This is a genomic window from Ignavibacteriales bacterium (assembly GCA_016709155.1).
Classification (GTDB): domain Bacteria; phylum Bacteroidota; class Ignavibacteria; order Ignavibacteriales; family Ignavibacteriaceae; genus JADJEI01.
Genome location: JADJEI010000005.1, coordinates 1 through 20,640, shown reverse-complemented (window position 1 = coordinate 20,640; position 20,640 = coordinate 1). Strand labels below are relative to the sequence as shown.

At 36.1% G+C, this 20,640-nt stretch carries 14 protein-coding genes, 1 tRNA gene and 7 pseudogenes; 7 read left to right on the top strand and 15 right to left on the bottom strand.

The window, feature by feature from the left end:
- The first annotated feature begins 24 nt into the window (after positions 1–24).
- The 6 genes and pseudogenes from IPH11_10395 (at position 25) to IPH11_10370 (ending at position 7,007) form a co-directional block, all read left to right on the top strand.
- A tRNA-Lys gene (locus IPH11_10395) sits at positions 25–97 on the top strand.
- A 182-nt stretch (positions 98–279) separates the two neighbouring features.
- Positions 280–1,605, top strand: a pseudogene (locus tag IPH11_10390) (lysine 2,3-aminomutase).
- A 139-nt stretch (positions 1,606–1,744) separates the two neighbouring features.
- Positions 1,745–3,428: pseudogene (locus tag IPH11_10385) on the top strand (bifunctional metallophosphatase/5'-nucleotidase).
- A 110-nt stretch (positions 3,429–3,538) separates the two neighbouring features.
- Complete coding sequence (gene hemL / locus IPH11_10380; GenBank protein ID MBK6914029.1) at positions 3,539–4,741, top strand: glutamate-1-semialdehyde 2,1-aminomutase; 1,203 nt, start codon at positions 3,539–3,541, stop codon at positions 4,739–4,741.
- A 105-nt stretch (positions 4,742–4,846) separates the two neighbouring features.
- The gene (locus IPH11_10375) at positions 4,847–5,272 is read left to right on the top strand and encodes a cyclic nucleotide-binding domain-containing protein (protein MBK6914028.1); all 426 of its coding nucleotides are present in this window, start codon (positions 4,847–4,849) and stop codon (positions 5,270–5,272) included.
- Positions 5,273–5,483: 211 nt separating this feature from the next.
- Positions 5,484–7,007: an amidase gene (locus IPH11_10370; protein ID MBK6914027.1), complete on the top strand. Its 1,524-nt coding sequence runs from the start codon at positions 5,484–5,486 to the stop codon at positions 7,005–7,007.
- Positions 7,008–7,180: 173 nt separating this feature from the next.
- Here IPH11_10370 and IPH11_10365 read toward each other — a convergent pair whose 3' ends face one another.
- The 4 genes from IPH11_10365 to IPH11_10350 form a co-directional block, all read right to left on the bottom strand.
- Positions 7,181–8,254, bottom strand: a complete 1,074-nt coding sequence (locus tag IPH11_10365; protein ID MBK6914026.1) for a WD40 repeat domain-containing protein — start codon at positions 8,252–8,254, stop codon at positions 7,181–7,183.
- Positions 8,255–8,304: 50 nt separating this feature from the next.
- Positions 8,305–8,823 carry a PD40 domain-containing protein gene (locus IPH11_10360; protein ID MBK6914025.1) on the bottom strand — a complete coding sequence of 173 codons (519 nt, stop codon included), beginning with the start codon at positions 8,821–8,823 and terminating at the stop codon, positions 8,305–8,307.
- The gene (locus IPH11_10355; protein MBK6914024.1) at positions 8,777–9,118 is read right to left on the bottom strand and encodes a hypothetical protein; all 342 of its coding nucleotides are present in this window, start codon (positions 9,116–9,118) and stop codon (positions 8,777–8,779) included. The genes IPH11_10360 and IPH11_10355 overlap by 47 nt, the downstream gene beginning before the upstream one ends.
- A 340-nt stretch (positions 9,119–9,458) precedes the next feature.
- Positions 9,459–10,199, bottom strand: a complete 741-nt coding sequence (locus IPH11_10350; protein MBK6914023.1) for a peroxiredoxin — start codon at positions 10,197–10,199, stop codon at positions 9,459–9,461.
- Positions 10,200–10,630: 431 nt separating this feature from the next.
- On the opposite strand from IPH11_10350, the pseudogene IPH11_10345 reads away from it, so the two are divergent.
- A pseudogene (locus IPH11_10345) lies at positions 10,631–10,824 on the top strand (YwbE family protein).
- Positions 10,825–10,957: 133 nt separating this feature from the next.
- Here IPH11_10345 and IPH11_10340 read toward each other — a convergent pair.
- From IPH11_10340 to IPH11_10290, 11 genes and pseudogenes are all read right to left on the bottom strand, one after another.
- Positions 10,958–11,260 (bottom strand): serine hydrolase, encoded by a 303-nt coding sequence (locus tag IPH11_10340; protein MBK6914022.1) that lies wholly within the window; start codon positions 11,258–11,260, stop codon positions 10,958–10,960.
- Between the two features lie 40 nt (positions 11,261–11,300).
- Entirely contained in the window at positions 11,301–11,870 is a 570-nt protein-coding gene (locus IPH11_10335) for a beta-lactamase family protein (protein MBK6914021.1), read from the bottom strand.
- A 618-nt stretch (positions 11,871–12,488) separates the two neighbouring features.
- Entirely contained in the window at positions 12,489–12,953 is a 465-nt protein-coding gene (locus IPH11_10330; protein MBK6914020.1) for a hypothetical protein, read from the bottom strand.
- Between the two features lie 56 nt (positions 12,954–13,009).
- Positions 13,010–13,579 carry a hypothetical protein gene (locus tag IPH11_10325; protein ID MBK6914019.1) on the bottom strand — a complete coding sequence of 190 codons (570 nt, stop codon included), beginning with the start codon at positions 13,577–13,579 and terminating at the stop codon, positions 13,010–13,012.
- Between the two features lie 194 nt (positions 13,580–13,773).
- Positions 13,774–14,666: pseudogene (locus IPH11_10320) on the bottom strand (AraC family transcriptional regulator).
- 56 nt (positions 14,667–14,722) lie between these two features.
- Positions 14,723–16,330, bottom strand: coding sequence for a carboxylesterase family protein (locus IPH11_10315; protein ID MBK6914018.1), 1,608 nt, complete (start codon positions 16,328–16,330; stop codon positions 14,723–14,725).
- Positions 16,331–16,351: 21 nt separating this feature from the next.
- Positions 16,352–16,822: a nuclear transport factor 2 family protein gene (locus IPH11_10310; GenBank protein ID MBK6914017.1), complete on the bottom strand. Its 471-nt coding sequence runs from the start codon at positions 16,820–16,822 to the stop codon at positions 16,352–16,354.
- Between the two features lie 166 nt (positions 16,823–16,988).
- Positions 16,989–17,845, bottom strand: a pseudogene (locus IPH11_10305) (alpha/beta hydrolase).
- A 303-nt stretch (positions 17,846–18,148) separates the two neighbouring features.
- Positions 18,149–19,326: pseudogene (locus IPH11_10300) on the bottom strand (aldo/keto reductase).
- Between the two features lie 57 nt (positions 19,327–19,383).
- Positions 19,384–20,234: pseudogene (locus IPH11_10295) on the bottom strand (aldo/keto reductase).
- A gap of 50 nt (positions 20,235–20,284) precedes the next feature.
- Positions 20,285–20,640, bottom strand: a 356-nt coding sequence (locus IPH11_10290) for an aldo/keto reductase (protein ID MBK6914016.1), incomplete at its 5' end; no start/stop codon positions are given.

Below are 20,640 nucleotides of genomic sequence, written 5' to 3'. Positions count from 1 at the left end.
AATAAAAATCTTTATTTTTGCCCCGCATCCTTAGCTCAGTTGGTAGAGCATCTGACTCTTAATCAGCAGGTCGCGGGTTCGAATCCCGCAGGATGCACTAAAATTTTAATTCCTCCTTCTGTTTATCTGATTGATTAAAATGGTCAATTTTTCCCCCGAGCTTATTGCAAAAAATCGTTTAGACTTGATTTTATGATCAGAAATCTTATTTTGCAATAAAGAGATACTTAAGACACATCAAATTCTCGAGTTAGTAACTAATCAGAAAGGAGATGACGTATGAAGTACAATTCATTCATGCTTCACAACTTCAAAAACATCCCCCAGCTACAATCGGTTTCAAATGAATTGATCGAAGCAATAGAAATTGTTGGTTCGGTTCTTCCATTTAAAACCAATAATTATGTTGTAGATAATCTTATTGATTGGAACAACATTCCCGATGACCCAATGTTCAAACTTACATTTCCGCAAAAGGATATGCTCATACCCTCACACTATCGGGAAATGAAGTCTGTTATCAAAAGCGGAGCAGATAAAGCAGCGATAAAAGAAGCTGCAAATACAATCAGACTTACATTAAATCCGCATCCTGCCGGACAGCTTGAACACAATGTTCCGATGATTGAAGGGGAAAAACTTTTTGGTATGCAGCATAAATATCGCCAGACAGTTTTGTTTTTCCTAGTCAGGGACAAACTTGTCATGCTTATTGTACTTTTTGTTTTCGCTGGCCGCAGTTTGTTGGAATGGAAGATTTAAAATTTGCATCTAAAGAAGCAGAACATTTGGTACAGTATGTTAAAGCAAATAAAGAAGTAACTGATGTCTTGTTTACTGGTGGCGATCCGCTTATAATGAAAACCAAACATCTTGAAACTTATATACGCCCATTATTAGACGCGAATATCCCTAACCTAAGAAATATAAGAATCGGAACAAAAGCGCTTGGTTACTGGCCCTATCGTTTTCTAACCGATGATGATGCAGAGGATTTGCTTATTTTATTTGAAGATGTAAGACGCGCAGGAAAGCATCTTGCACTAATGGCTCACTTTAATCATCCAGTTGAACTTAGTACGGATACGGTAGCTGAAGCAATAAAAAGGATTTTAAGAACTGGCGCCGTAATAAGAACTCAATCACCCGTTCTTAAACATATAAATGATTCGGCAGAAACTTGGGCAGATATGCTAAAAAAACAAGTTGCTCTTGGCTGCATTCCATATTACATGTTTGTTGCAAGAAATACCGGTGCGCAGCATTATTTTCTATTCCACTTATTGAAGCCTGGAAAATATTTAGAGAAACATACCAATCCGTTAGCGGTATTTGCAGAACGTTACGTGGACCAAGCATATCTTGCCTTCCGGGCAAAGTTCAGATACTTGGTGTTGCCGATGTTAAAGATGAAAAAGTTATGGTTTTCAGAATGATTCAGGAAGAAATCCCAATTGGGCAGCTCGCCCATTTTTCGCTAGGTTTGATAATGAGGCAATCTGGTACACGGATCTTAAACCGGCATTTGGTGAAGAAAAGTTCTTCTTTACAGATGAACTAAATGAAATTTTAACTCCTGCAGAAATAGAAAGTGATTTTGAGTGATTTGTCGGTGTGACTATCTTTGTGTATCAATAAACTTTAAGAATTGGATATGCAAAAAGATTATCACACCTTTATGTTTTTATCATTTGTGCAATAACTTTTATTTTTACTCTTAATGCACAAACAGTAACCGTAAAAAATAATAGAAACCTCAGATGTTCACGGAGCAATTTTTCCCTACAGTTTAAAAGATAATAAAGAAATCAATTCGTCTCTTGCGCGAGTTTCAACTTATGTCAATCAACAGCGAGCAGATACAAATCAAATTGTTTTTCTTGTTGATAATGGCGATATAATTCAGGGAAATCCCGCTGTTTATTATTACAATTTTGAAAAGACGGACACAGTAAATCTTTATGCTAATGTAATGAATTATATGAAATATGATGCGGGAACAGTCGGCAATCATGATATTGAAACAGGGCACGATGTTTATGATAAGTTTAATAAAGAATTAAATTTTCCGTGGCTTGCTGCTAATGCAATAAACACAGAAACAAATCAGTCTTACTTTAAGCCTTACACAACTATTGAAAAAGGCGGAGTTAAAATTGCAATACTTGGTTTGATAACTCCTGCAATCCCGCAATGGCTTCCCGAAAAAATCTGGAGCGGAATGCGTTTTGATGATATGATTGAAACAGCACAAAAGTGGGTTAAGAAAATCAGAGAAACTGAGCAGCCTGATTTGATGATTGGCTTATTTCATTCCGGTGTTGATTACACTTATAACAGCGAAAATGAAAACACTTACAAAAATGAAAATGCTTCTCGACTTGTAGCAGAAAAAGTTGATGGTTTTGATTTGATTTTTGTTGGACATGATCATGCTGGCTGGAATTTTAAAACTAAAAGTCCTTCGGGAAAAGAAGTTCTGATACTCGGAACAACCGCCAGCGCACAAAATGTTGCTGTTGCAAACTACACTTTAAAATATGATAAGATGTGTATGATCTATGATAAGAAATCAATAACCGGTGAACTTATAGATATGAAAGATTATGCGATTGATATGAGCTTTGTAAATCACTTTAGTAAAAATCTTGATGCGATAAGAAATTATATTTCTCAACCGGTTGGTGAGTTTACCGAAATGATTTCTTCTCGTGATGCAATGTTCGGTCCATCAAAGTTTGTTGATTTGATTCATACGGTTCAACTCGAACTAACGGATGCCGATGTTTCGTTTACAGCTCCACTTTCATTTAACACAAAGATTGATGCGGGTAAACTTTTTTGCACGTGATATGTTTGATCTTTATCGCTACGAAAACTTTTTATACACGATGGAACTTAGCGGACAGGAAATAAAAGATTATCTTGAATTTTCCTATGGTAACTGGATGAACATTATGAAAGATGAAAATGATCATCTGCTAAAGTTTAAATTGGATGAAACGGGAAATCTTGTTTACTCAGAGCGATCAAAATCACCCGAGCTTGATGAACGCTTTTACAATTTTGATTCCGCTGCGGGCATTGAATATGTTGTTGATGTTACAAAGCCTGTTGGTGAAAGAATTAAGATTATTCGATTTTCAAATGGAAACGATTTTGATCTGAATAAAAAATATAAAGCAGCCATCAACTCTTATCGTGGTAATGGCGGCGGAAGACACTTAACAGATGGCGCAAAAATTCCACACGAAGAATTGAGCAAAAGAGTTCTCAACTCAACAGAAAAAGATCTTCGTTACTTTGTAATGAAATGGATTGAAGAACAAAAAACAGTTGAACCAAAACTTCTTAATAACTGGAAAGTTGTACCTGAAAATTTTTGGCAGGCTGGCAAACAAAAAGATCATCAAATACTTTTTAACTAAGTGGTTCTAAGTGCTCTTTGTGTCTTCGTGGTAGATCTTTTTTTCACCACATAGACACTTAGAACACTAAGTTTCACTAAGAAATATTTATTAACTAAAACTTATTTTTTATGAACACAACAAAAAGCAAACAACTATTCGAGAAAGCAAAAAAATATATTCCGGGCGGAGTAAACTCACCCGTGCGGGCATTCGGAAGCTGGGGACCGCATTTGTTCGGACACAATCCACCTTTTATTAAAGATGCATTAAAGCGCACATTAGAAAAAGGAACAAGCTTTGGCGCACCAACCGAAATGGAAGTAAAGATGGCGCAGTTAATTACTGATCTTGTTCCTTCCGTAGAAATGGTACGAATGGTTAACAGCGGAACCGAAGCCACAATGAGTGCTGTTCGCGTTGCGCGTGGATATACCGGACGGGATAAATTTATAAAATTTGAGGGCTGCTATCACGGTCACTCTGATCATTTTTTGATTAAAGCAGGAAGCGGCGCATTAACGTTTGGCGTTCCAACTTCTCCCGGTGTTACAAAAGCTAACGCTTCTGATACTTTGCTTGCGGATTACAATAACATTAATTCTGTTAAAGAATTAGTTACACAATACCGTGGACAAATTGCTGCAATCATTATCGAGCCAATTGCAGGCAATATGGGCGTAGTGCAAGCTAACGAAGAATTTCTTGTAGAGCTTAGAGAAATCTGTAATGAAGAATCCATCGTTTTGATCTTCGATGAAGTAATGTCGGGTTTTCGCGTTGCTGCCGGAGGTGCACAAGAAATTTTGGGAGTTAAACCTGACCTTTCTACATTCGGAAAAATTATTGGCGGCGGATTACCTGTTGGTGCATTTGGCGGTAAAAGAGAAATTATGGAAATGCTTTCTCCCAGCGGTCCGGTTTACCAGGCAGGAACATTAAGCGGCAATCCACTTGCAATGTGTGCAGGATTTGCTGCGCTAACTTACATTAAAGAACATCCTGAAATTTATGTTCAGCTTGAAAAAGCCTCTATGTATTTAGAAAATGGATTTAAAGAAAACTTAAAATCTGTTGGAAAAAATTATGCAATAAATCGTGTTGGCTCTATGATGTGCATGTTTTTTACGGAAAAACCTGTTAATGATTTTAAATCTGCATTAACATCCGATACAGCATTGTACGGAAAATATTTTCACGAAATGTTGAATCGCGGAATCTATCTTGCGCCAGCACAGTTTGAAGCATTGTTTGTTTCAACAGCGCACACAAAAGAGGATTTGGATAAGACGATTGAGGCAAATAGAGAATCGCTACTGGCAATATTAAAGTAATTAAATCTTCAATTGATGATTTATAAGAATAAATTATTTAAGTTTGGAAAAATAAACACTCAGTCAAATGAGACCTATAAACGAGTTACCTGCAAACATAGAGAAATGAACGAACTGATATTTAATGAAATAAATAAAATTTTAAATCTACCCCCTGAGTTATTAGATGGATTTTTCAATAAACTAAAACCACTGAATCTCAAAAAAGGTGATTATTTTTTAACCGAGGGTGAATTATGCAAAAAAATAGCATTAGTAACTAACGGGGAATTTTATTCCTATTACCCAAAAGACGGAAATGATATTATTGAAGATTTCTGCTTAGAAGGTTGTTTTCTGGCTGATTATCCGGCTTTCATTAATCAAGCTCGCGCACAAAAAAATTTTAAAGCATTGGAGGATTCACAACTGCTTACCCTTTCGAAAGAAGAATTGGATAAATTATATCAATCAAATTCTGCTTATGAAAGAGCGGGACGTTTGATGGCGGAGTATCTTTTTTACCGGTTGGGAATCAAAACTAAGAGATAACATATTTCTGTCCCCGACAGAAAGATATATAAAGCTAATCAAAACACGTCCTGACATTTTACAAAGAGTTCCACAATATTTGATAGCTTCTTTTTTAAATATTACACCTCAGTATTTAAGTCAAATTCGGAATAAGATGATTTATTAAAATAGTTGAATGAATTTAAAAGGAAACTTCATCAATTTTGCATTATAATTTAATGGTATAATTATGAAACAGACAATTTTATTCATTCTTCTTATTTTTTTAATCAATCAGGCAATGGGACAAAACAACATTTTATTTGAATCGGCAGGCCATCTTGCCTCAGAAATTAGAGCTGGTAAAATCAGTTCGTATCAAGTTGTTTCGGCATATATCGAGCAAATTGAAAAGCAAAACAGTACTTATAAAGCCATAGTGCTTCTCAATAAAGAGCAAGCACTCGAAAGAGCCAAAGCAGCAGATTTGGCACTCGCAAAAGGAGAAATATGGGGGAAACTCCATGGTGTCCCAATCACAATTAAGGATAACTATAAAACCAAAGGACTGACAACAACAGCTGGTTATTTGCCTTTGAAAAATAATGTTCCTGACCAGGATGCAGAAATAGTAAAACTCCTCTTGTCAGAAGGAGCGATTATAATTGGTAAAACCAATCTTTCCGTTTTGGCTATGGATATGCAGGCAGACAATCCGATTTTCGGAAAAACAAATAATCCTTGGGATACCACCCGAACCAGCGGAGGTAGTAGCGGTGGCTGTGCAACGGCATTAGCAACAGGGATGACACCATTGTCATTTGGAAATGACCTTGCAGGCTCAATTCGTCTTCCATCTGCTTATTGTGGTGTTTATGGTTTCAAGCCTACTTTTGGTGTAGTTTCATTAAACGGAATTCAAACTGACCCAGAGGAAAAGATTAATGGATTAAAGTCGCTGGCTGTTGCCGGACCTCTGGCAAGAAATATTGACGATTTGGAACTTGCTATGCAAATAATTGCGCAAACCACAACTACCGACCAAAGACTTGTACCGCTTAATCAATGCACAGATACATTGAATATTAAAACCCTGAAAATTGCATGGACAGATGAATTTGGCGGTGTTCCGGTGGATGATGAGATTAAAAAAGCTATTAAAAATTATGTTGAGAAATTGGAAAAAGCAGGGGCAACAGTTGTTAAAATATTTCCTGACTTAAATTTTTATCTGGCATGGAAAACCTGGGGAAGTTTTGTAGGTATGCAAGGTGGTTACAATACATCTAATTTTGTAAAATGGTTGGGATTACCTTTTACAAAATGTGTATTGAAAAATGTCCCGATGCATCAAAACATTGTAAGACCTACATCCGTAGAGAAATATATGATTGCCTTGAATATCCAGGACACTATGATAACAATTATGGAAAATTTCCTGTATAAACATGATGTATTTATTTGTCCCGTCAGCTCAGTTACTGCATTTAATCATCATGCCCCAAGTAAATCATACGGAAATTTCAGCATATATAACAATCCCTTGATGGTCAATAATCAAGAGATACATTACTATATGGCAACACAAGCTTACACTACACCATTTACATTAACTGAAAGCCCTGTGTTGTCAATGCCTATTGCATTAACAAAGGATTCATTACCAATTGGCATTCAGGTGGTTGGGAAAAGATATGAAGACTTTAAACTTTTAATGATTGGAAAAATCATTGACAAATATGCTGATAAATTCACCTATCCATTACAAAAATAAAATGGGAAATTATTCGAAATGAAAAATGCCTGCAGGTAGCAGCATCTAAAAAAATTGGCGGGGGACGTGCGAATATAAACAGTTGCGCAATTAATAAAGACTATGCGTATAGACAGTTTAGTGCATCTAATCCGTCACTTCTTTTAGCTCCGAACCGTTATACCAAAATCTGTTTACTCCGTTCTATACAAAACAATCTCAACACCCATAGAGTTTACAATTAAACTTTTTCCATCGGGATAAAAGCGAACCTGATAAACGGGATTTGTAAAATCAGAAAGTATTAGTGTCGGTTCGCCTGTTTCAATATCCCATAACTTAACTGTAAGATCTGATGAGCCCGTTGCTAATCTTTTTCCGTCAGGTGAAGTATCTAAAGTATAAACCCTTTGATTGTGTCCATCAAATTCTTTTATAAGTTTTCCTGTTTGTACATCCCACATTTTTACAATTTTATCTTCGCCTCCACTAAAAAATGTTTTGTCATCTTTTGAAAAAACTACTTCGTTTGGTGCGCCCTTATGTGCGTTTATTTCTAATATTTTTTCAAACGACTCTGCGTCCCATAATATTATTTTACCATTGTCTTCTCCCGTTGCAATAATTTTCGAATTATTACTTACTGCAAGTGCGAACGGACGGGACTCAAGTGGAAGTTTGGCTACCATATCTCCCCCCTCAACTTGCCACACATACAACTCTTTCTTCTGTGATATAGCAGAAACAAATTTGCCATCGTTTGAATAAAATAGTTTGCCGCTTCCATAATTCATTCCAGTTAATTCGCGATAAAGTTTTCCCGTTTGGGTATCATAAATTTTTACTGCCGGATTCCAATTGCAAACAGCAACATATTTATTATCGGGGCTTAATGCTGCTGCATTTACAATTGCATCAAGCACGGGGTAGTTGCTGATCAACTTTCCTGTTTCTGCATTCCAGATGCTTAATGTAGAGTCTGGTCCGCCAGTAGCAAGAATTTTTCCGTCGTCACTTAAATCAAAAGCATACATTATATCTTTGTGTCTTCCGTTAGGATCTGAAAACTCTAAGCCGTTTTCTGCATTCCATAGCCGAACTGTTTTATCTGCAGATGAGGTAATAAAATATTTTCCATCGGGAGAAGTTGAAATTGATGAAACATTATCTTCGTGTCCAAATATTCTGCTAATTTTTTTCCCTGATTCGGCATTCCAGATTATAATTGTTGCGTCATTACCACTTGTATATAGTTGCTTTCCATCCATGCTGTAAGCGATAGAAATAACCGGCTTTTGATGTCCGCGTAATTCGTAAACTAATTTTCCAGTTTCAATTTCCCAAACTCTGGGAGTTGCATTTTTGTTGCAACTGCAATAAACTTTCCATCCGGGCTGAAAGCGATATTATCAACCGCAGAGTATTCCTTAACATCGCTAAAGTCAAAAATTTTGGGGTTAGAAAGATTACCCAATTCCCAAATACTCGCATTTGCTTCCCAGCTTCCGACAGCGAATCGTTCTCCATCGGCACTAAATTTTACAGCAACCAATGGGTGGGTGTTATAATCTGTTGTCCAGATTTTTTCATTAGTTTCAAAATCATAAAGACTGATCAAACCATTCACTCCGCTTTCTTTTAGATACCACGAGCAAAAAATAATTTTTTTGCCATCGGGAGAAATATCAACATCGGCAAGTCCCCGTGCGCCTGTAAAAATTTTTGATAGTTCATTGCCGGAATTAAAAGCCCAGATTCGAATTGTTGTATCGCGTGAACCAGAAATAAGTTTAGTGTCGTCGGGATTGAACTTTACAGAGTAAACAGAGTTTAAAATGACCGGAGATTAATTTTACTTCTTCCAGAGTTTCGGAATTATGAATATGAATCGTTCCTTTTGTATCTCCGAAAGCAATAAACTTTCCATTATTGCTGTAAGCTATTTTGGTGGGGGCAACATCTTTCAAATCTATTATTTTTATGCTGCCGTCTATTCTCTTGCTTAGATAATTCCACTCCCAGCCGCGAAATTGTTCTGGAGCATTATTCAACCAACGCTTTGCTTCCATCTTTTCATTCAATCTTAAAGAAGAGTTAGCTGCTGAGATGTGTGCAAGATAGGAATTGTACAATAAATAGTTTTCCTGTGCCGACAAATAAACTGTTCCCAAAAAGGATGATAATACAGAATGATACTCTTTTCATTATGCGCCTTTAAGATTTAGATGAATTATATTTATAGTTGATGCTGCTGTAATGCAATTTAGAAAATGATTTTTGTAAAACAAACAGCAGTGTAGGATAAAAAAATAAGAGTGAACAAGCAAATGTAAAGAGAATTAAAGTTTTCATAAAAATCTCAAATATTCTTACTATAAATAATGACAATATTTTAATTACTATTAACATTCATTAAATAGACCGTTTGTTATTTAATAAAAAGCCGCAGAAAATTTTCTGCGGCTTTAAGTTTTAATTGAAAAATACTTGTTTATTTTTCTTCAAGACTGCTTTCATAACAGCATCTTTGCTGATTGGTTTTGTACAGAAAAACCAATCATGGCAGGTTAAGTCTTTTTCTTTTCCATCCATACGATTTTTTGCCGTACCGCATGAACCAGCGGTAGGAATTATAACATCATCGCCTGGTCTCCAATCAGCGGGAGTTGCAATACCAAACTCATCTGCAGCTTGAAGTGCAATTATAACTCTGTAAAGCTCATCAAAATTTCTTCCCAGGCTTAACGGATAATAAATTATTGCTCTTATTATCCCTTTGGGATCGATAAAGAAAACTGCACGAACTGCTTTTGTTGTGCTTTCACCCGGCTGAAGCATTCCATAAGTTTTTGCAACATTCATTGTAATGTCTTCAATCAAAGGAAAGTTTACTTCAACATTTTTCATTCCCTTGTATTCGATTTTTTCTTTTATAGTTCTTAACCAGGCAATGTGACTGTAAAGTCCATCGACAGAAAGACCAACAAGTTTACAGTTAGCCTCTTCAAATTGTTTTTCCATAGTAGCAAAAGTCATAAACTCAGAGGTACACACTGGTGTAAAATCCGCCGGATGACTGAATAAGATTACCCATTTGCCGGAATAATCTGCTGGAAAATTAATTTCTCCTTGTGTTGTTACTGCTTTGAATGATGGGGCTTTATCGCCGATACGGGGCATTGATACTGGTGTATTTTGAACTGCTTGTTCCATTTTATTTTCTCCTAATTAATTGTGTTAAATGCTTGTTGGTTTGATGAAAGTTGATTCAATTAGATTCTTTAAAATATTATTGGTTTCATTTATAAAGATATAATTAAAATATATCTCACCGTTAGAAACAACTAAACTATTTTTTATTTATGCTTATAACTCTTACAATTTTGAGGTCGGTGGGTTTAGAAAAATCAACTCTATCTTTTCCCGAAAGGATGGATTCCCCAAACTAATTATTAAAGCCAAGGTTTTCAATATTATTCATTACACCAAATCTTTTATAAAATTTATAAGAAGGTTGTTTTCTTGTAATGACTTTATTTTATTTATTTTTACCACGCATAAAATTAATAAAAGCTATGAAGTTATCACTTTCAATCTGTAAAAATGATGTGGAGATTATTATAGAACCAAACAGGATATTTTAAATGAGTGAGATTAAACGTTCTGATATAAAAACAGGAATGCAAGTAAAAATAGTTTTGAAAGAAGACCAACATACAGGCAAACTTACAGAAGGTATTGTTAAAGATATTCTGACAAAATCTCCCAATCATCCGCACGGAATAAAGTAAGACTTGAAACAGGTGAAGTTGGGCGGGTAAAGGAGATTATAAGCTAAATCAATTTTATTATCAAATCAATTAACAACGTCGAGTTTTTTAATGCTGTTCATAAACATTAATTTTAATTATTCTTGCTAAAAAGATAGTCTTCAATAACCTGTTTACAATCACCACCAACAACAATGTATTTTATCTTTCTCCGGTTATAAGTTTAATAGTATTCCGCTTTAAATCATCATAAGCACCATTATCCTGATTAGAGAATATAACAAATGTTATATCAGAATTAGGAAAATATCTGAACTCAAAATTGACTCCCTTTGCTGTGCCGCCATGTCCGTAACTTATCTCCCGAGCCGATTTACCAATTATAAATCCATAACCATAATCTTCGGTAGCAACCATATTATTGTTTTTAATTGATATCATGTTTTTAAACGTTTCCCTTGAAACAATTAAATTATTTTTTAGCGCGTTAGAAAATTTTAACATATCATTAACGTTGGAATAAGAACCTCCGGCAGAACTGCCTTTACCTTTTTACTCTTTCGACCTCAATCCAACTATCACCTTTTTCTGATCGAACCAATGGAGAGACAGTATTATTTGTTTCATTGTTAAAATAACCGCTGTTACTCATCCCGGCTTTATCAAGAATATTTTCTTTAACGAAGGTAAAGTAATCCGTTCGGGAAACTTTTTCGATGATCGCTCCCAGCAGAATATAGTTTGAATTATTATACTCGTATTCTTTTCCCGCATCACTTTTAAACCCAACATCTAAAACCATTTTTAGGTGATCATTGATTGTAACTGCATTACTGTAAGCTTCCGCTTTTTGTCCCCACCAATAATGTTCTACTCCTGATGTATGAGTAAGTAAGTTGTGTATTGTTATTTTATCCGCTTTTGTTTTATCTGAAAAGCCATCAATATATTTTGTTATATGATCGTTATAATTCAGCTTCTTATCCTCGACTAATTTAGCGATACATAATGCTGTAAACATTTTTCCACCGGAAGCCATTCCAAATAAAGAATTTGGATTAATTGGAGTAGTTTTTTCCTTATCTGCAAATCCAAAATATTTTTCAAAAAGAATATTATTCCTCTTGCAATCAAAATACTTCCATACAAATCATATTTTGAATTTAACGTCTGGATATAACTATTAAGCCAGTCAAGCGTTTCTTTCTGTTCAATGCTTCCATTGGGAAGAGTAATTGGTTCTGAAACCTCAGCAATAAATCCTATTGTCTTTAATTTGTTAGGCGGTTCAGGATCAAGCCGCATTTGAAAATCCTGCCACATCACGTCGCCATCTTTCTTAGCATAGATATGCATAATATAGCTCATACCTTCAGGCTTGTTAAAGGTTAAGGTTTCTGAATGATGATATACTATGGGGGCATAACTATCGTGTAATTGTTTTACCAAGCCAAGCAGTCTATCAATTCCAACTTCATTAATAGCAGATTGAGAAAATATTCTTGATATAATTTCTCTTTGTTCAGCTTCAGAGGCAGAATTTATTGCTTGAATAAACAACGCACCATAATCATCGAGCTTGTGCTGAGCAACCAGATTAATTGTTAAGAATAATGCAAGATAAAAAATGCTATTAATGATTTTTCTCATTTTAAATAAACCATTTTATTTGTTTGAATGAAGTTTCCTGCTTTTAGTTGATAGTAATAAACTCCACTAGACAAGGATGAATTTACAGTATATAAAATAGAATTAAAACCAGCATTTTAAATTCATCAACCAGGGTTTCAATCTCTCTGCCAAGAACATCGAATATTTTTAATGTTTGCCAACCGCTTACAGGAGACTGCCAACTTATTTTGGTACTTGGATTAAATGGATTGGGATAATTCTGTTCCAAGATAAAACTATTGGCAACAAGATCACCATCATCGGAAACTGAGGACACATTTATTTCTCTGATAACCACCGCATTTGGATTCATCAGACCACCTGAACCGCTTGGAATAAAATCCTCTATGTAAACACCGTTACTATCGAACATCTTAACCGAATGAGTTACACCGTTTCCGATAAGTATATTTCCATTGGAGAAAAAATCTGCTCCCTCTGCCTGACCCAAACCGGTTATGAAGTTGCTGACAAATACTCCAGTCGAATCAAATCTTTTTACTGCTGTTCCATTATAATCAATCACTAACAGGTCGCCATTGTCATCAAACCAGATATTAGTTGGTCCAGCTAAGTTAGAGGTTACAAAAGTCCCAAATCATTTCCGTTGGCATCAAACTTTCTAACATTATCACCCGAATATGATGATACATATAAATTTCCATTATTATCCCAATCAATTCCGATGCTTTGAGGAACACCGACACTTGTAAATGCATCAACAAAAGTTACATCCAGTTGATAACGTTTTACTTTGCCGTTTCCTGACCATTGCAAAACATAAAGCAAGCTATCTGTTCCGATTTTCATTCTTGTTGGACCAGCAATTCCGGTTGCAAAGTTTTCAATATAATCTCCGGTTGTTGAATTATACTTTGTGATTCTTCCTGTATTCAAATTTGAAATCAGTACAACTTGTTGATCTTCAAGAAAAACAATATCCTGCGGCCAGGCAAGGACTGTGTCTATAAATGTTTCGGGGTTCTCTCCATTTTCATCAAACTTTAAAATTTTCCACGGAGGATTAGAAAAATTTCCAGCATCACTAACATAGATTTCAATGTTCTGGCTAAAAACATTTGTAGATAAATAAATAACTAATCCAATAATTGAAAATAAAAATGTTCTGTAAAAAGTTGTAACATTTAACATTCTATACCTCATTAGTTTTTGATAAAAATTATTTTGGATCTATTTGTTTGTTGCCTGGCAACAATATTTGAATAGAAACTATGAAATGTGGGCAATAAAGGATGGGTGGAAAATTAGTGTTTTTAGAGGTTGGAATAAAAAACCGCAGAAGTTTTATCCTGCGGTTAAAAGCTTTTTAATTTATCATACTTTAATTAATTAAGAATCTGATTTTTAAATTCTTTAGGACTCATACCAACTTCCTTTTTGAACAACCGTGAGAAATATGGCGGGTTTTCAAAACCAAGTTTATAAGCGATTTCAGATATGCTGATCTCACCAGTGACAAGTAAATTTTTTGCTTCAGAGATCACAAAAAGATGAATCAACTCCAACGCGGTTTTGCCTGTTTCCTGTTTTAGTAGATCACTTAAATATTTGGATGATAAATTAAGCTGAGCAGCCATATAGTTAACTGAAGGTAAACCATCTTTTGCTGCTTCTCCTTTTTCAAAATATAAACTAAGAGATTCATTAAACTTTGTAATTGTTTTACCAATCAATGGTTTTCGGTCAATGAACTGTCTTTTATAGAACCGTTGAGCATACTTCAATAGAGAATCAAGGTGCGAGAGAATAATTGATTTACTGAACTCATCAGGGTTATTGTGATATTCTGTTTCCATTTTGTGAAACAGTGACCACATAATTTCTTTTTCTCTTGGTGAAATGTGAAGCGCTTCACTGATTTCATAATCAAAGAAGCTATACTTTTTATTTCATTAAATAATGGATGACCCATAAGAAAATCTTCGTTAAGATGAATTGCAAAACCTTTTTCTGCAAATTGTAATTTTCTTGCTGTTAGGATTTGACCGGGCTTAACAAAATACATCCAGCCTCTATCGTGATCATATTTTGTTTTTCCATAGATAAGTTCGCCAGATTTAATTTTTTTGAAACCGATACAATAGAAATCGCACACAAACTCAATGTCTTTTGTAATTGGAGTTGTTACATCCAGAATTCTTAAACTAAATAAAGGATTTTCCGGAGGTGGAGCACCGCCAAAATGGTAATATTCACTGATTGTTTTGAAATGTTTCATATAGTTTAACCTAATAAATGTTTTTAATTTCTACAATGATGCTGTCTATCGCATAATCATCGTCGTGACGTTTTTTCAATTAAATCGAGTCTCTCTTTCCTAGGATCTGATTCACCAATAGCTGATCCATCAGGACGGAACTCGAGGATCTCATCCTTTTGGGGATTATAAACAGGCCATTTCGGTAGCCCGTTCCCATTTGGATCACCAGTCTTAGCAAAATTTACCCAATAAGTATTCATCATCTTTGCAACTTCCTGGTCTTTGGTTGTTACGATGATTCCGTTTCGGTCTCTAAGATTGTTGAACACATATGGAATTTCAGAACCGTGTGCTGCACCAAACCGCATATACTGCTGCATAGATGCGGAGACGTATGAAAAAAGATATAAGTATGCTGGTGCACCCTTTTTGAAAAAAGCATTCGCAGTAAACCGAGCTGGTTCCCCCCAGACTTTATCACTGTTAACCATAGTAAGCATCTTAGCAAAATCAATCGTACTATCAGGATCATAAACTTTAATAGCTTCGTTCTTCAAATTACCAAACCAGGCAAGCAGTTCGTCCTTCGAATTTGCATTTACAAATCCAGCGGGCACTTCCGCACTATTCGACCCAATTATGATTGGTACTTTTGGCTGTCTGCCTGCGTCGTATATACTCTCGGCGGTTTCTTCAACCAACTTACCATCGAGAGTTGGACCGGAGTAAGTGGGCAAAGCTCCCTGTCCATCATTTTCGTAACCTCCATCTACAATCTCCTCCACTCTTAAAGAACGAAGCTTCGCTAATGCGTCCACGTCCGTGCCTTCTATACTATGACGACGAGCAAAGTTTATTCCTATGGTTTCCGCCGAAACAGGATAATGCTTATCAATATTATCTTCACGTATTGGTCTACCGGTAAGAACACCATCCCGACCACCGCCAGACTGTATGATCGCCTTTTGGAAAAGACCATTTGCTGTTGGTATAGTTAAGAGTGAATGCACTGATACACCACCGGCAGATTCTCCGAAAATGGTAACATTTTTTGGATCGCCTCCAAAAGCAGCAATGTTTTGTTGAACCCACCTAAGCGCAGCGATCTGGTCCATATAAGCGTAATTGCCCTTAGGTTCATCGGGATATTCGTCGCTCAATGAAGGGAATGCAAAAAAACCAAGCCTACCAAGACGGTAGTTGAATGTGACCAGAATGACCCCTTGCTTTGCAAACTGGACATCCGATAATTCATCTTGATCACCGCTGCCAAAAACAAAGGCCCCGCCGTGAATCCATACCATAACAGGTAGTTTAGATTCCGGTGTAGCATCTGATGGTTTCCATACATTGAGAAACAGACAATCCTCAGAAGAGTTTTCCCGGATCTTTGTAGTATCTCTTGGCCAGGTCGCTTGTGCACAAGAAGAGCCATACTGGCTGGCATCACGCACTCCCAGCCACGGATTTACGGGCTGGGGTGGACGCCAGCGGTAAGCGCCCATTGGAGGGGCAGCATATGGAATACCTTTGAAACTATCAACATTTCCATCTGTTACACCACGAATGATTCCAGAGACAGTGGTAATCATTGGTTTCCCAACAGTATCAATGACAACCGTTTGCTGAGCTTGCAGTGTACAACCAATAAGAACTGCTAAACCAATAAATACTTTTTTCATTTTCGATGCCTTTAATAATTTTTAATGATCAGCAGTTGTAAGTAATTTTGTAAAGGAAAGCGAACCTAACTTCCAGTTATTATTTTCTTTCACATAAACCTCAGTTACCATAAAAGGATTTGTAACTTCATTACCACCAACGACAGCCAATAAAGTAATTCGGTTTAAAAGAATAGCAGTATTATCAATAATGTTTACCGATACTTCGTGAACTTCTGCATTCTTGTACCAGATACCGCCGCTTTTTATAATTCCAAGTTCCTGTTCTTTGCCCCACGACCCACCCATATGAACAAATACAGCTTTCTCATCAAATAGGATATTAAGTGTATCTACATTTTTATCTGCCATCCATTGCCACTTATTTTTAGAGAGATTTATGATTTCCTGTTCCACGTTTTTAGTAGCAGACGTATTTATATCTTCTTGCTGTGGGAAAGACATTTGCGAAATCATTACAAATAGAAACAATCTGATAATTGAAGCTTTCATATTTACTCTAATATCTATTTATTGATTTTATAATTGTGAAAATATTTATGTTTTGCAATGCTGATTTACTAAGATACGATCTTTATTATTTCTACATGATTATTAATGTAATAATACTTTCCCAAGATAGTATTTGTTAAGATTTAATATATTATTCCTGAATATATCACTGCCAGAAACTAACTGCTAAGCCCAACCATCCTTCAGCATCCGTACCTGTACCAAGCCCAAATCCATGTCCAGCTCTTCGATATTTATGATATTCAACATCTACCCTGCATTTCTTAAATTCACTACACGTCTATCTACTGTGTCAACATTCACTATTCTATAGTTAGTTGCTACAGTAATGAAATCAGGGGAAAAGTGACTTGAATAAATTGCTTGGGCAGTGGAGGCAAGGATAACTGCAGCTGGTTTAGGCAGAATAGCACCGCCATAAGAAGATAGACCACTTAAAGCAATATTTCCTGCCATCCGCGCTCCTGCTGATCCGCCCCAAACTGAATAGTCTTCTGTACTGACATCAAGTATTTGCTTATTATTAAAAATATATGATATGGCTGCTGCCAGGTCTTCAGTGGCAAATTGTTCACTGCCTATACGGTACCGTATAACAAATGCATTAAACCCTTTGTTACTTATTTCTTTTGCAAGTGGAAATCCCTCATGAAGGGAACCGATATAAGAAAAGCCTCCTCCTGGGCACACAATGGCAAATGGAGATCCAGGCTTTCCTCTAAAGAAAAAAAGTCCGGTGGATTCTTTGGTGGAATCCATCTGCCTCTGCTCTTCGCTATAGAATTTATAGAATATCGTTTTTTCCGTATTGACTTGGTCAATCATATGGTTAAGTGAACTCACTACAATATTTGGATCTACATTATTATGAAAAGGCATAAGAGTACCCACATCAAGTAGTAGTGTGTTATAGTAATCTGTGTTGTTATCCCAAGGCAAAATAAGTTGACTAAATTCTTTAAATGCCGGATGACTTAATATATCACGGACTGAATGATTGATTGACAAATTAGGATAATCTCCATTTTCTTCTAAATTATAAGGTAGAGTATCGTCGTACATTGCATTATTATTTTTCAGAGAACAGAAGAAAAATATAATTAATAGTAACAATAATCCGTGCATACCTAACCTGGGATTTATTATTTTCATTCTGTCAAATCTTTCCAAACATTTGATGTTTTTTAAAAGCTGTTTGTATATTCTTAAACATTAAGCTTTCTTATTCCAAGTAATCTAAAATCAATATTTTATCTGCCTTTTTATTTACAAAATCACTTTTACTGATTTTTCTGATTATAGCTCTTACTTTTTAAGCGGAGCTTCAACGCCAGAAAAGTTCAGTACAAAATCCGTAGACGTTGTCCCTTAACTTCGAATGCACGAACTTCAGAATTTATTTCAGTCAATTCATCGGGAGTGAGTCTAACTTCAGCCGCTCCTTTATTTTCTAACATATCGGCCATCTGTGTTGTACCTGGAATAGGCACGATCCAATTCTTTTGAGCCATCAGCCAGGCTAGTGCGATCTGAGCTGGTGTTGCTTCCTTTCGTTGAGCCCAGTTCTTCACTATCTCCACAAGCTTCAGGTTATCAACTAGATTCTCTGGTGAGAATCGGGATTCGATACCACGAATGTCACCCTGAGCAAAACATGTGTTTCCATCAATCGCACCCGTAAGGAAGGCAACTCCAAGCGGGCTCCACGTAACAAAGCCGATACCCAGTTCCTCGCAAAGCGGAATAATTTCCTTTTCAGGTCCACGCCATAACATCGAATACTCATTCTGCACTGCGGTAACCGGCAGAGTTGCATGCGCGCGACGAAGCGTGTTCGGTCCCATCTCTGATAAACCCCAATGTAAAACTTTTCCCTGATCCATAAGATCTTTTATCGCTCCGGCTACATCTTCAATCGGTACTTCCGGATCTACGCGATGCTGATAAAGCAGATCGATACGATCGTTTCGTAGTCGCTTTAGCATACCCTCTACTACAAGCTTTATATGATCGGGTTTGCTGTTGAGACCAAGTAGACGCTGACCGGTTTCCTGATCAATATTCCACCCAAACTTCGTTGCTATCTGTACACTATTTCTAAATGGTTCAACTGCTTCACCAAGTATACGCTCAACTTCAAGAGGACCATATGCTTCTGCTGAATCAAAAAAAGTGATGCCGTTATCAAATGCAGTGCGGATTATGTTAATCATTTCAGGTCGATATGGTATTGTTGTTTCATACTTGCGGCTTGTATTCTGAACACCCATTCCAACACTCGAAACTTCCAGAGAGCCGAGTTTGCGTTTACCTAAAGACATCATCGGATTCTCAGAACTGTTAGTCTTAGTTTTGCTTTGATTTTGAGAATCGGCCGCCCAAGCTAATTGTCCAGCTGCTAAACCTGCACCCACAATGGTAGATTTAGCAATAAAATCACGACGACTAACGAATTTCCCTTTTTCCTCATTTGATTTTTTCATATCAACTCCAATTATGATTTACAAGATTTACACTAGCGAACTACTATTATTTTCTAATTAGTCTTCAAGTTTCATGGTGCCCATCCATTTAATAATTGCCGGATCACGATGATCAAAAAAGTAACTGGTTTTCGTATCAAGCTTTTCTATTTCAGCCATATCTTCAGCACTTAATTCAAAATCGAAAATATTGAAATTTTCTTTTATCCTTTCTCTCTTAACAGATTTTGGAATTACAACCACACCTCTTTGAGTAAGCCAACGCAGAACAACCTGAGCCAAACTTTTATTGTACTTTGCGGCAATTGAAAGAAGTAATTCGTTTTGAAAAAGATTGTTCCTTCCTTCAGAAAATGGTCCCCAGGATTCTATCTGTACTCCATTTTCTTTTAAAAATTTCTGCGCTTCAATTTGTTGATTGAAAGGATGAGTTTCTATCTGGTTAACTGCGGGAACAACTTCATTGAAAGTTATAATATCCATTACACGATCAGGATGAAAGTTACTTACACCAATAGCTTTAACTTTTCCTTGCTTGTACAACTCTACCATCGCTCTCCACGAACCGTGCACATCACCAAACGGCTGATGGATCAGGTATAAATCAAGATAATCAAGTTGCAGTTTATTCAGTGATTTTTCAAACGCCTTTTTAGTGTTTTCGTAACCAGTATCGTGCACCCAAAACTTGGTTGTAATAAAAGATCTTTTCTTTCTATTCCACTTTTCCTTATTGCATTGCCGACTTCGGTTTCATTCGTATAAGCTGCTGCAGTATCAAGCGAACGATAACCCGTTTCAAGAGCATCGAGCACACTTTTTTCACATTCATTTTTATCTGTTATCTGAAATACTCCAAATCCAAGAATCGGCATTTCAACACCATTATTTAATGTAACTCTGTTCATATATGTTTCTTTCCATCTTAAACAAATTGTTTTCTCATAATATTATTAACTCATCTATCAATCATATTCTGACTGCTTTCTGAATATCTATCTCCCTTTAAAATAATTTTAGATGAAGCTTCATCGATCAAACTTAGTTCATCCTTTGTAAACTCAACATTAACTGCAAAATTGTTTTCTTCAAGTCTGTGAAGTTTTGTTGTCCCCGGAATTGGAACGATCCATTGCTTTTGGGCTAACAACCAACCTAATGCAATTTGAGCAGGTGTTACATTTTTACTTTTTGCAATGTTGTTAATTAAATCAACCAGCAATTGATTTGCTTTTCTATTCTCTTGCGAAAAACGCGGTACAGTATTTCGGAAATCTGTTTTATCAAACTCTGTACTCTCATCAATTTTACCAG

Bases quoted from the DNA above. Each gene is read 5' to 3' on its own strand.
- hemL (MBK6914029.1), top strand. From the start codon at position 3,539: ATGAACACAACAAAAAGCAAACAACTATTCGAGAAAGCAAAAAAATAT.
- IPH11_10375 (MBK6914028.1), top strand. From the start codon at position 4,847: ATGAACGAACTGATATTTAATGAAATAAATAAAATTTTAAATCTACCC.
- IPH11_10370 (MBK6914027.1), top strand. From the start codon at position 5,484: ATGAAACAGACAATTTTATTCATTCTTCTTATTTTTTTAATCAATCAG.
- IPH11_10365 (MBK6914026.1), bottom strand. From the start codon at position 8,254: ATGGATGGAAAGCAACTATATACAAGTGGTAATGACGCAACAATTATA.
- IPH11_10350 (MBK6914023.1), bottom strand. From the start codon at position 10,199: ATGGAACAAGCAGTTCAAAATACACCAGTATCAATGCCCCGTATCGGC.
- IPH11_10340 (MBK6914022.1), bottom strand. From the start codon at position 11,260: ATGTTAAAATTTTCTAACGCGCTAAAAAATAATTTAATTGTTTCAAGG.
- IPH11_10325 (MBK6914019.1), bottom strand. From the start codon at position 13,579: ATGTTAAATGTTACAACTTTTTACAGAACATTTTTATTTTCAATTATT.
- IPH11_10315 (MBK6914018.1), bottom strand. From the start codon at position 16,330: ATGAAAAAAGTATTTATTGGTTTAGCAGTTCTTATTGGTTGTACACTG.
- IPH11_10310 (MBK6914017.1), bottom strand. From the start codon at position 16,822: ATGAAAGCTTCAATTATCAGATTGTTTCTATTTGTAATGATTTCGCAA.